Origin of the sequence: Waterburya agarophytonicola KI4 (genome assembly GCF_020640915.1) — a bacterium.
GTDB lineage: Bacteria > Cyanobacteriota > Cyanobacteriia > Cyanobacteriales > Xenococcaceae > Waterburya > Waterburya agarophytonicola.
Map to the genome: position 1 here is coordinate 61,712 of NZ_JADWDC010000001.1, position 12,937 is coordinate 74,648.

Annotated in this window: 8 protein-coding genes; 1 reads left to right on the plus strand and 7 read right to left on the minus strand. The window is 40.1% G+C overall.

What is annotated here, in order from left to right; genetic code table 11:
• Position 1 precedes the first annotated feature (1 nt).
• The 7 genes from mrdA to I4641_RS00275 all read right to left on the minus strand — a co-directional run bounded on the left by mrdA (position 2) and on the right by I4641_RS00275 (position 11,231).
• Positions 2-1,780: a penicillin-binding protein 2 gene (gene mrdA, locus I4641_RS00245; RefSeq protein ID WP_229638410.1), complete on the minus strand. Its 1,779-nt coding sequence runs from the start codon at positions 1,778-1,780 to the stop codon at positions 2-4.
• Between the two features lie 101 nt (positions 1,781-1,881).
• Positions 1,882-3,045, minus strand: coding sequence for a magnesium/cobalt transporter CorA (corA, locus tag I4641_RS00250; protein ID WP_229638411.1), 1,164 nt, complete (start codon positions 3,043-3,045; stop codon positions 1,882-1,884).
• A gap of 349 nt (positions 3,046-3,394) precedes the next feature.
• Positions 3,395-4,039 (minus strand): deoxyribonuclease V, encoded by a 645-nt coding sequence (nfi, locus tag I4641_RS00255; protein ID WP_229638412.1) that lies wholly within the window; start codon positions 4,037-4,039, stop codon positions 3,395-3,397.
• A gap of 13 nt (positions 4,040-4,052) precedes the next feature.
• Positions 4,053-6,119: a tetratricopeptide repeat protein gene (locus tag I4641_RS00260; protein ID WP_229638413.1), complete on the minus strand. Its 2,067-nt coding sequence runs from the start codon at positions 6,117-6,119 to the stop codon at positions 4,053-4,055.
• 27 nt (positions 6,120-6,146) lie between these two features.
• Positions 6,147-7,610, minus strand: a complete 1,464-nt coding sequence (locus tag I4641_RS00265; protein ID WP_229638414.1) for a tetratricopeptide repeat protein — start codon at positions 7,608-7,610, stop codon at positions 6,147-6,149.
• A gap of 97 nt (positions 7,611-7,707) precedes the next feature.
• Complete coding sequence (locus I4641_RS00270; RefSeq protein ID WP_229638415.1) at positions 7,708-10,428, minus strand: tetratricopeptide repeat protein; 2,721 nt, start codon at positions 10,426-10,428, stop codon at positions 7,708-7,710.
• 167 nt (positions 10,429-10,595) lie between these two features.
• A complete protein-coding gene (locus tag I4641_RS00275; protein WP_229638416.1) occupies positions 10,596-11,231 on the minus strand; it encodes a calcium-binding protein in 636 nt (211 codons plus the stop codon).
• A gap of 671 nt (positions 11,232-11,902) precedes the next feature.
• Between I4641_RS00275 and I4641_RS00280 the strand changes: the two genes are divergently transcribed.
• Entirely contained in the window at positions 11,903-12,913 is a 1,011-nt protein-coding gene (locus tag I4641_RS00280; RefSeq protein WP_369426692.1) for a glycosyltransferase family 2 protein, read from the plus strand.
• The last annotated feature ends 24 nt before the right edge of the window (positions 12,914-12,937 follow it).

Genomic DNA, 12,937 nt, shown 5'->3' on the forward strand with positions numbered 1-12,937 from the left:
ACTAAATTTTGCGTGGTTTAAAATAAGCCTCCATTACTTGTCTGACTAGAGGTGCAGCAACCGAACCGCCCCCACCACCAGAATGTTCGGCAAATGCCACAACTACAACTTCTGGCTTGTCGAAGGGTGCATATGCCCCAAACCAAGTATGGGAGTCTCCTGGAGGGGCTTCTGCTGTCCCGCTTTTTCCTGCACCAGGGGGGGTATGGGGAGAATTTAATCTCGCTCCCGTACCTCCATCTACTACGGCTCTCAGCCCCTGTTTAATAGTGCTGAGGGTAGTTGGCTTGAGGTTCAAACTTACCCTTTGAGCTTGTTTTGATTCGTTATCCGTTTGCAATAAATGAGGTTGTACTCGATAACCATTATTGGCGATCGCACTAAACATCACAGCGACCTGTAAAGGAGTTGCAGCGGTAAATCCCTGACCGATAGACATATTAACCGTATCTCCAGTAGTCCAGCCCCAATTATTAAAATTAAGCCGTTTCCAACCATCGTCGGCGATTAATCCTTTGGTTTCCCCTTGCAGTTCGATACCTGTCTTTTGACCAAAGCCAAATTTACGCGCCCACTCAATCAATTTTTCTCCCCCCACACCACGACCAATTTGACCGTAAAAAGTATTACTACTCCAAGCAAGGGAAGATACGTATCCCATCGGTCCAAAACCGCGCTTATTCCATTCTCTAAATCTCGTTCCCCCTACAGAAATATAAGGATATGTCCCCAAAACAGTGTTGGGGGGATATTTACCCGATTCCAATCCTGCGGTGGCGGTAACGATCTTAAACGTAGAAGCAGGGGGAAACGCCCGTAATGACATATTCAAAAAAGGATTACCCTGTGCTTGTAACTCCTGCCAAATATCATTAGTAATAGGGGCAGAAAAAATATTCGGATCGAAACTAGGATAACTAGCCATGGCTAATACCGCACCATTTTTAGGATCTAGTGCCACAATTGCCCCTTTGGTAGTTCCCAACGCCTTTTCCGCAGCCCTTTGAACCTCTGCATCGATGGTTAAAGTAATATCTTCTCCCACTCCTGCGGGGTTTTCTCCCAAGAGTTGGAGAATACGCCCCGCACCATTAACCCCCAACTTCAAACCACCCCATGTTCCTCGAAGTTGAGACTCATAAGCAGATTCTACCCCCATTCTGCCCATCACATCCCCCAGTCTATAGCCTTTAGACTTTCGTTCTTGTAACTCTTCTCGATTCAGTTCCCCCGTATAGCCAATAATATGGGCTGCAAGCTTACCTTCGGGATAACTTCTAACTTTACCAACATCAATTTCAACCCACTTTAACTGAGTCCGATATTCTTCTAAGGCGGTAATTTGTGCTGAAGTCAGGTTACGGGCGATCGGAATCAAACTAGGATAGTTATATCCCGCATCTTCGACTCTTTTTTGCAGATCTTCTGGCTTTATTGCTAATATTTGGGAAATTATCTGGCGATTGGTCGACCAATTTCGTTGTTTTTGGGCTTTGGGCCATAAATAAGCTGAATGAGACAGGCGATTGGTTGCAAGAACTTTGCCGTTGCGATCTAGAATGCTACCCCTAACTGGTGGCTTAGGAACAATGCGAGTGCGATTTTGTTCTGCCTTGGCTTGATTGAGATCTCCTTGTTGTAGTTGCAAATAAGCTAAACGCCAACCAATCCCGCCAAATAAAATTAAGCTAATGACTGTCATGATAGGAATCGCTTGCAATTGATTTCCTACAGTGCGACTATTGGAATCTTGAGATTTAGTTTTTAGTTTGGCACTCATACAGGTTGTAAAAATAAGATCGCGTTGGTTTTGTTGGAGGCTGTTAACTCTCAATCTTTAATATTCCCGATCTGCAATTGAATTATTCAACAACGATCCAATCACTTCGGTATTTTAGAAAAATCTTCAAACCAACCCCGTCGCCAAAAGAAATAGATCAAGGAGGCTGCGGTGGCCAACATTAACCCCCAACACATCGGATAACCCCAGTACCAATCCAACTCTGGCATATTCAGAGGGGAAATACTGCTATTAAAATTCATGCCATAAATACCTGCAATAAAAGTTAGAGGAATAAATATGCTAGAAATTACGGTTAACAGTTTCATCACTTCGTTCATTTTATTGCTAATAGCAGAAAGATAAATATCCGTCAGACTAGCTGCTAATTCGCGGTAGGTTTCGATAATGTCAATGATTTGTACGGTGTGGTCGTAACAATCCCTCAAAAAGATCAGAATATCTGGATCTATGAAGCTACTACCATCTCTAATTAAGGTATTGAGAGCATTTCTTTGGGGCCAAATTGCTCGTCTAAGGGCTAACAATTCTCGTTTGACTTGATATACATCCGCTAAACTACTGTTGCTAGGATTAAACAGAACTTCATCTTCTAGATCTTCGATTTTTTCACCATATATTTCTAAAACAGGGAAAAAACCATCAATAATCGCGTCCCAAAGAGCATAAGCTAAATAATCCGCCCCCATTTCTCTAATCGAACCTTTGTTATATTGAATTCGTCGTCGCACTGGGAGAAAACAATCTTTTTCGGGTTTTTCTTGCACTGTCAATAAATAATTTTTGCCGACGACCAAACTAACTTGTTCTAGCCAAAAACCTTCTCCTGATGGCTTGGGAACGACCATTTGAGTTATAACTACCAGTTGTTGGGTATAGTCTTCTACTTTTGGTCTTTGGGGGACATTAACTACATCTTCTAAGACCAAAGGATGCAAATCAAATACTTTTCCCAATCTTTGTAAAATATCTTCGCTACCCAAACCTTTGACATCAACCCAAGAAACAGACTCCGTATTTAGATGTTTGGCACAGGCTTCGGGGGTTAAATTGTTAATACGATGAGCGTGATCTCTACTATAATCAATTAAGACAATGTCAGGTGTTTCTGCGTCTGCTTCGATATTGAGCGTCCCTGGAATACTTCCTGGCTGTTCGTAGGAATAGTCAAATAAATCTTCTTCTTCCTCTTTTTGTGCTGGCGGTAATCCAATTTCTTGGTTTACTTGATTTTCATAGCTCATAAGTAAATTCCAGTTAAAGAGTACTCAACTAATTATGACTGCCCCAGGCATTTCGCCACAAGCTCTACATCGAAAAACCGCGAAATAACCGATTCCCAAAAAAAACACCAGCGATCGCCTCGCTGGTTTGATAAAATGTTGTTGTTGTTTAAGTCTGGAAAAATCTCTAGTCGCGCGTTTCCAAACGAAGCAACTGTAAAATCTTTTTGACTCACTAAGAATTGTAACAGAAGATACGGTAAATTTGTAAAAAAATAATAACTGTATTATCTGTTACACCTATTTTACGCTAAGGAATTTTAATGTCATGTGATTTTGATCGCTTAGACGTTGGTTATAAAATTTAAAATTACTTACTGCTAGCTAGTCGATCTGCCCAGCGCGTAGTTTCAGGAATACGATATTTGGTCAAACAGCCCATTACATAGTCGATCGCCGTAGGCAAATTGATTTTGTGTCCCACCGACACGTAGATTGGCTTAACCTTATTGCGCGATCGCAATACAACCCCAATCGTTTCATCATTATCGATTAATGGTTTCCAACTGCCCTTTTCTAGGGGAATATCTTCATGTTCGCCAATAAATCGAGATTTAGCCACACCAATAGTCGGAATATCTAAAAGTACTCCCAAATGACAAGCCAGCCCAAAACGACGGGGATGGGCTAAACCCTGCCCGTCACATAAAATTAGATCTGGAGTTAGGTTTAAGTTGGGGAAAGCTGCCAAAATTGCAGGAATTTCGCGAAAGGAAAGATATCCAGGGACATAAGGAAATGCAGTCGGAATACGAGCGATCGCTTTTTCGACTAATTCTAATTCTGGATAGCTCAAGACTGCTATTGCTGCTTTAGAGATTTTATAATTATCTTCAAAACCAATATCCACCCCCGCTACATATTTCACTTCTTTTAAATGGTCGCAAGTGATTACTTTATGTCTTAATTGTTCTTGAATCTCTTTTGCTTGGGCTACAGTTTTGACATTTATCATCGATCGCCAGTGGTTATTGCCAGTTGAACTGCACCCCTAGATATTCTTCCAATTGTTGATTGTAGGGTGCAAAATATTCGATCAGAGTTTTTCTGAGAGAAGAATCCACTTCATTGTATGATCCTCCGTTAACTTTGGGATATTGTTCTAAGTCATAGTTTGGCAACCCGAGAAAATCCCATACTTGTTTCATTTGTAGTGCGGGATTTTGATAAAAATCTTCACTTTTGAGAATTAAAAACTGTTCTCGTCCGAGAATCTCGATCCAGGGTTTAAGCTTATAAATATAGAGGCTACTGAGAATATTATCGGGATTATAAAAGCCTGTTTCTATAATCTCTTTTTCAGTAACTGTTTTTAATCTTTTCATCTCTTCTGAGATCGCCGTAGTCAAATCTACATTAGTCAAACCAGTATTAAATTTATGATAGTGCCAAGAAATAGCTCGATCTGCGGGATTTCTCAGGAGAATGATAATTTTGGTTTTAGGAAAAGTCTGTTTAATTCGGCGCGCCACTTCAGGAAAACGGAGATAATTGGGCGTGGCTTCTCCTGTCAAAAAATCAGGGCGATCGGTAATCGTGGGAAAATGAGCTAGATACCAATCAATTCCCCGTTGGAAGTTTTTCCAATAAAAATCTATTTCTTTTTTGTGGGATAGCAAAACTTGAGGATGACAGCCCAAATAATAGTAGATCGAAGATGTTCCGCTTTTAGATGCCCCCGCAATGATAAAATCTGGTCCAGATTCTTGTTTTTCTTTCCAGGTTAATTGAGTTAAATGGGGCTGTTTTTGAATAGCTTGTTCGTAACTACCCTTGCGATAGCATTCAATAGCTTCTGGGACGCGATTTTGTTGGCTGAGGGCATCTCCTAAGTTGCCCCAGGCGATGGTAATGTTGGGATTTTGAGCTACTATGCCACGATAAAACTCAATCAATTCATCGAGTCGATCTTTGGCAATGGGAATATATTGCAAATCGATATATGCCAGTTTGAATTGAGGATCTAACTCGATGGTTTTTTGATAGGCTGCGATCGCTTCGACAAAACGTCCTTTTGCCCTTAAAAGCTTGGCTTGTTGATAGTGATGCTGGATCGTGACATGGGGATAGATGGCTAGAGTTTTTTGATAGGCTGCGATCGCCGTATTTTCTGATGGAGATGATTCGGGGCTGATTTTGATTGCCTCGCGATGACAAGCAATAGCCAGATCGTATTGTTGGAGATGGCGATAAACCACGGCCATTTTATTCAAGATATTAACTCGATTGGGTTCGATCGAGCGAACCTTTCTATAAGCCAGGAGTGCTGGCGACCATTTTTGCTGCTTTTGCCACAAAACACCCAACTGATAATAAGCTTGCCAATAATCTGCTTTTAAGGCGATCGCTTTTTTATAAAACTCTTCTGCTTGGGCGGTGCGATCGATCTTGACTAAAGCTTGACCCCAATAACAATAAAGTTCGGGTAAATTAGGGTTGAGTTGAGCGACGGTTTGATAGCTTTCAATTGCCTGAAACCATTTTTCGAGATCTGCCAAAGCCTGTCCCAAAGCAAGATGGAATCGAGGATTTTGAGGATTTTGCGCTACTCCTTGACGATATAAAGCGATCGCCTGCTGGTATTCTTCTCGTTGAAAAAAAAATTTGCCCAAACTGCGATAAGCACTCAAAAAGCCAGGGTTGATTTTGATCCCACGACGATAAGCGGAAATTGCTCTGCCTGGTTTGTTTTGCTCTTGTAAAGTTTTGGCTAATTCATGGTGTTGTCGAGCAGTAGCAGAATTTGGTTTTAACTTAAATGCCAAATCTAAGCTATCGGCAGCTTTATAGGGATTGTCCAGATGAGTCCAAATCTCGGCTAGATAACCATGAGCTTCGGCAAATTCAGGATCGATTTTAATTGCCTCTTCATAGCTATTTTTTGCTGCTTGCCACTTTTTCTGCTGGAGGTATAAATGACCTAAATCGGCGTGCATTGATGCGGATTTAGGCTCGTTGGCTATTTTCTCGGTACATTTGGCGATCGCTTTTTGAACTTGAGTAGGATTTAAGGGAGAGAGGGAAGATTCTTTCATTTTTTTGTAACAAAAAGGCACATACTACTACAGCTTGCGGATAATCAATTGTAATGCTTGGGGCGATTGATATAATTCCTCCCATTGACCCCTAACAGATTCTAAAAAGCGATCGATTCCTATTTTGGGGTTTTGTTGAACATTCCCAGGATTGTGCCAACCATAATAATTGAAAATCATGATTCCTCCAGATTTTAAAAGCTTCCAACCCAGACTCGTGTTTTTTTCCGAATGGTCGATTAATTTACAACGATCCTGAAGATTGATCAGATCAAAACTATTTGGAGTGCAAGCAGCCAAAAGTTCGTGAGAATTGCCTGTCAAAAAACTAACTTTTGATTCCGAACCCGTTTTGGTAATATTTTCTTTGAGTTTGGGAGCGTAATTTTGGTCGACACAAGTCAATTTTGCCGTTGCACCAGTCAAAATATTATCCAGTAGCCAACAAGCAGACATTCCTTGATAAAAACCAACTTCTAGGGCATTAGCCCTTTCTTTGCCTATCAGAGATTGTAAATAGTTTGTCCAAATTTCAATGCGATGACTAAAAATATCGAGAGTAAAAAAATATTCATTTTCCACACACTGTTGCCAACCGCGATAAGCACAAGTTTTCTGAAAATTGACTGCCGCTTCGGCTAAGTTGCCCTTTTCCCGCAGAGCATTACCCAAATGACTGTAAACCCAAGGATACTCATCCACCAAATTCAAGATGGCATAGCAAGTCGAAATTGCTTCGTCCCATTTTCCCAAAATCAAAAATGTTTTAACCAAATCTCGATAAGCCCAAGGAAAGTCGGGGGCATTTCTAATAGTCTGACGAAAATAATCAATTGCCTGTTCAAAAGAGCGTCTTTGGAGATAAATATTGCCTAGTTTATATTGCGCCCTTGCTTCTGTTGGTTCGATCTCTAAGATTTTTTCATAGATCCTCTGGGCTTCATCTAGTTTGCCTTGTCGTTGATAGATTTCCCCCAGATCGTAAAAAGCGTTAGCCAATCCTGTTTTTCCTTCTGTTGCTCTTTGGTAACAAGCGATCGCTTCGGTTATTTTACCATTTTCTTCTAAAGCTTTTGCTAGCTTGTAGTAACCAGTATTATTAACTAAGTTGGGATTAATTTCTGTTGCCCGATACCAAGCATTCATCTCTGCCTCTTTGTTTTGCAGTTGACCGTTGATTTGGGCTAGAGAAGAATATACCTTAGCCGAATTAGGCAGATATTCCCGAGCATTTTCAAAACAAGATAAAGCTGCCGACCAATTTTTTTCTAGCAGGTGGAGTTCGCCCAATTGACAATAAACCTCTCCTAAACTGGCTTCACTTTCTAAAGCTAAAGAATGCCAAATAATTGCGCGATCGAACTGTCCCATTCCCTGAAGCAAATTACCCAAGTCAGTAAATGCCTCTTGCCATTTTTCTGGGGTATTTTCTCGATTTTCTACTGCCGTTTCACATTGAGCGATCGCTTGAACTAAATAGCTAGAATCCACAGGAAATATATAATTAGTTTAATTAGTTTTTAGGTTTTTTTTTATTTATTGTTACCTGTTGAGGGCTTTATCGCCACTTTCCTCGACCAAGATCGAGTCAAGATCGAGCATTGCCATCCCTCAAAATACGCTCCAAAATCAATTCTAAAGAAGCAATATTAACTAAGATATCTTCTGTTAGGGAGTTTTGATACATTAGATTGCGGAGTGGCAAACATTCAAAATTTTCTCCTACCAAATAATAATGTTGTAATTGTAGATGTTGAGAGATCGTCCAATAATCTGTTCTTTGATAGTTGGGCGAAAATAACTCCACTACTTGAGTATGAGGAGAACAAAAAACCAAATTAGTCAGTCCCGAACCGTGGGGTGCGACAATCACCTCTGCATTGACAAATATTGCTACCTGCTCTAGAACAGACATCTCTTCCAAAAAGACAGTTTCAAATCCTCGTTCTGTCAGTAAGCGATCGACTTCTGACTCGTTAATAATCTGTCTATTCTTACTTTTGGCTCGGCTAATATAGATTTTTTTACCAATATTAATTTCAGTAAGATTAACTAGGGGAATAAAAGTCTGTCGCAGAAACTCCATTGTCCCAGGAGGAATCCAATCCATATAGCCAGGAAAAGAAGGCACGATCAATTCTTCGGCTTGAATATGACAATGGCGATCGCTTTCCAAGATCTTATAAGAGGGGATATTTAAAAGTTCTAGAGTTTCTTTTTGATAGGGTTTACTCAAACTATTGACCACAAAACAGTCAATATCTTTTAGTTCGATTTGACTGCGCTGGATTAATTCAATCCGAGGCAAAATGTCAAACATCCAGTGATAATAAACATGACCCGCTAAACCCGACAACAAAGCTACTTTTCCATCAATTTTTTCTACAGGAGGAATGCTTTCTAGCTCAAAAATACTATGCTCGTTCCGTTCTTGATAGGGACATTCGGGCAAAAACCAGGGGTAATAGCGAGATAAGTCTCCCAACAAATAATTATCGGGAGTAATCACTGCCAACGCATCGCAGATAATCCACGAATTTTTTTGCGGTGCAATCCAACTCCTTCCTTGAGGAATTGTTACCACAAAGGGCAGTCTGCTTTGGATGGGGGCTGGTTGTTCTAAAGAACACTGATAAGCATTTTTGCCAATTTGTAGGGGTTTAAAATGCTCCATGAGTTTGGTCATGCAGCTATTACAGTTGACTCCACCACAATCTGAATATGCAGTTTTGCCAGGAGGTAGAATATTTAGAGCTTCTGGTTGTCTGATGCCTCTAATTGTATTGATTGGGGGAGATACATCGGACCAAACTATTTGAACGTAATCAAAATCTTCTAGCTGACAGTCTCTTACCCAATCTTGAGTGTGATGATAAACTTGCTCTGGCAACAGAGATAGATTATGTTCCCTAGCAAACAAACGGGGGAGATTTTCCCATTGTTGAGGGTTCTGCATCTTTTGATTGAGAACGGATTCATAACAATCGATCGCCTGTTCCGCATCTTGAGTTTGCTCTAAAATTTTACCTAGCTGGAAACAAATTTGAGGGTATTTTGGCTGCAAATTTAAACCAGTTTGATAAATAGCGATCGCCCCATCCCATCTTTGTTGTTTTGCCAGACAATTACCCAGTTTGAGATACAAATCGGCTTTTTCGGGGTGAAGTTGTAAAGCTTTTTGATAATAAATTTCTGCTTGAGTCAATCCGCGAAACTCAAACAGAACATCTCCCATTTCCTCGTAAGTTTGTCCTAGATAATGATAGGCAATCTTATCTTTCTCATCGAGTAATGCCTGAAGAAAACGAGCGCAAGATTTTTTGGCTATAGCTAATAAATCATCGGGTTCTGATGCCAAGAGTCTCTGACAATATACCGTCACAAAATCAGGCTGGATTTTAATAATTTTGCGCCATAAATCTAACACCGCTGGTAAATTGCCTAATTTCTGTTCTGCATCGGAACAGTGGCTATAAGCCAAAATATTAGCTGGTTCTAAAGCGATTACCCGACGATAGCACTCGATCGCCTGGGGATAATTGCCCTGTTGCTGCCAGAGCTTGCCCAAGTTATGATGAGCCAAAGCCATTTTGGGTTCTAAAACAATAGCATTTTCAAAACTGGAGATCGCCAATCCTGGTTCGTTATTAAGCCAATAAACCTGACCCAAATTATTGTGGAGAGTTGCCCAAGTAGGATCGAGATGAATGCCCTTTTGAAAAATTGCGATCGCCAAGTCATATTCTTTTTGTCTGGCATAGGTGCTGCCCAAATTACTATATGCCCTGACAAAATTGGGCTGCACTACAATTACTTGTTCGTAACTGGCGATCGCAATTTCTAATTCTCCTTTTTGATCATAGAGAACTCCCAAATTAAAATAAGCAGCACCATAGTCTGGCTTAATTTCTATGGCTTGGTTATAAGCAATAATTGCTGCATTCCAGTCATTTGATTGATGGAGTACCACCCCTAGATTGTATTGTAGTTCTGCCCAATCAGGTCTGAGGGCTAAAGCTTGTTGGTAATGCCAAACAGCCCGATCTAGTTTTTTTTGTTTGCTCCACAGCAAGCCTAATTCTGCATACACTTCTGATTGCTCGATTGTCGTTCCCAGAGTTTTTTGATAGGAACTGATTGCTGCGTTTATATTTCCCTGTCCCACATAAGCTTTAGCTAAATAAAGATAGAAGTCAACAGCACTAGGATCGAGGGATATCTCTTGCTGACATATTTTTATAACTTGTTCCCATTCTCCTTTGACAAGATGGGATTTGACACTTTTGATTGAGGATGCGCCTCTGCTCATTGACAGTAAATGGAATAACCCACGCTTAAAATTACAAAATAACTTAGAAAACTAAATAATTATATTTAATTGGTATCTCAATATACTATTAGACCCACAACTTAAGTCGTGGGTCTAATAAAACACTATTCTAATAGTACCGATTCAATAATGGAAATCTAACTTATTTATAGTAGTTCCCAAGAATCCTTATCTGCATTAAATTCTATGGTCACGTCTTGACCACCACCAATATCTATCGCTTCTTGACCGTTAACTGAAACAATTCCGTTTTCAGTATTGTAGTCGACACTGTCGGTTGCCCCAAGACCAAATATTTTGATCGTATCAGCAAAGCCATCGTCTTTGAAATCGACGATGGTATCGACTCCAGTTCCCAATTCAGCAGCCACAAATTGGAAAATATCATCTCCAGTACCACCTCGGAGGGTATCGCCCACTGGATTGCCGTCATCGTCAAAGCCACCAAAACCGCCGATCAAGACATCATTTCCAGCACCACCAGCGATAAAGTCTGCACCAACACCACCTTTGATGATGTCGTCTCCTATACCTCCTCTAAAGGTATCATCCCCCGCACCACCAGTAATGACGTCGTCTCCACCTCCAGCGAAAACCTTTGCATCCCCTGCACCAGTAGTAATCATATCCATCATCGAACCGCCATTGATCCCAACTTTGGCGTCGCCTTTGATTTCAATAATATTTTCTTCACCTTGTTGACCAACAACATTTATTCCGCCATCGGCATTTGGTGTTTCTTGCAAAAAATCAGTGTTCTCTGGGCTAACAATAGTTGACATAATAAAAACTCCTTTTTGTAATGTTTAACATAACTAAAAAACATCTTTTTCGAAAAACAAATCTCAAGCAATTATATGATAAATCATATTTATTTCAATCCTAGTAAGGTAGAACACAAAAGCAGAAAAAAAGCTATATGTCATATATTACTTTTTATATATTGTGTCTATTTTTGTGTAAATGTCAATGATAAATACCGCAAAATATTCATCTTTAAAAATATCAGCAAAAAATATATCACAAATATTTTAATGGTTAAAGTTATTATCCAGTAAAGAATTGTGGGTGTCAAAAAAAACAACCAGATTAAATGCTTAAGTAGTAATACTTAAAAATAAACATAAAAATAAAATAATTTAAAAGCAATTAAATAAAAATACTTATATCGCCATTTTATCGATCTTGATAATCATTAAGATCGATAAAATATTTATTTGTTGTTCAAATTTAAGATCCAACTCTAGTTGATCGTGAAACTGACTAAGTAATAACTCATAAAAAATATTTTAAACCAATTAAAAAAAACAAAGAATGGCGATTAATACGGAGGTCAATTGGGTAGACTTTAAACTAGAGAATAAAAAAATAGCGGTCAATTGTGACAGACTGCTAATGATTAAGTCAAAATTAAAGAGAAAAATTACATATGAGTAGGATTAAACTCTGAATGATGGAATCGATCGATGGCGAGCCTACTGTTGGCGTAATAATTCCGAGCTATAATTGCGATCGCTATATTGTCCAAGCAATAGAAAGTGTCTTACAACAGGAAGGCTGTAGCTATGAAGTGTTGGTCATTGACGATGGTTCGACCGACTCAACCGAACAAGTTTTGATGCCCTATCGCGATCGCATTCGCTATATCAAACAGAAAAACCAAGGAGTTGCAGCAGCTCGCAATCACGGTATAGCAGTAGCCCAAGCCAATCTAATTGCTTTTCTCGATGCCGATGATTATTTTGCTCCAGGAAAACTAGCTCGACAGGCGGAGATTTTGATGCAGCGTCCCGATGTCGGTATAGTTCATAGTGGTTGGCAGCGAGTTGATGCAGAGGGAAACAAATTATTAGATGTCTGTCCTTGGGAATATATTCCTGAGTTGGATCTAGAAAATTGGCTGCGCTGGAAACCAGTTTTGCCCAGTGCCATGATGTTTCGTCGAGAATGGTTGCAATATGTTGGAGGTTTCGATCCTCGTTTTCCTCCCGCAGAAGATACCAACTTGGTACTCAAACTCGCCCTCAAAGGCTGCAAAACTGTTTGGCTACGAGAAGTTACCGTATACTATCGCCAACACGATGCTAGTGCCATGCACAAAGGTTTGCCCCAAGCTCTCTCTCTGACAGCAGTTACAGACGATTTCTTTGCTCAACCCGATTTACCCGATCGCCTGCGGTTAATGGAGCAATCTGTCCGCTATGGTACGTTAGTCTGGATTGCTTGGTATCTCCACTTTACGGGACATCAAACAGAAACTATAGAATATCTCAAGCAAGCTTGGCATTATCGCCCCAATTCGGGAATGACAACGGTAGTCAGTTGGATTGAAAGCTTTGCTGAATTTTCTAGTAATTGGGGAGTAAAGTTTAACGCCTACAGCTTAACTAGCTCTGATGAATGGCAGAAGTTCCTTCGATGGCTAATTGAAGAGCAGAGAATTCAGGTAGAAGGGGATCGATAATCGATCGCTGTGTGGTTGACCAAA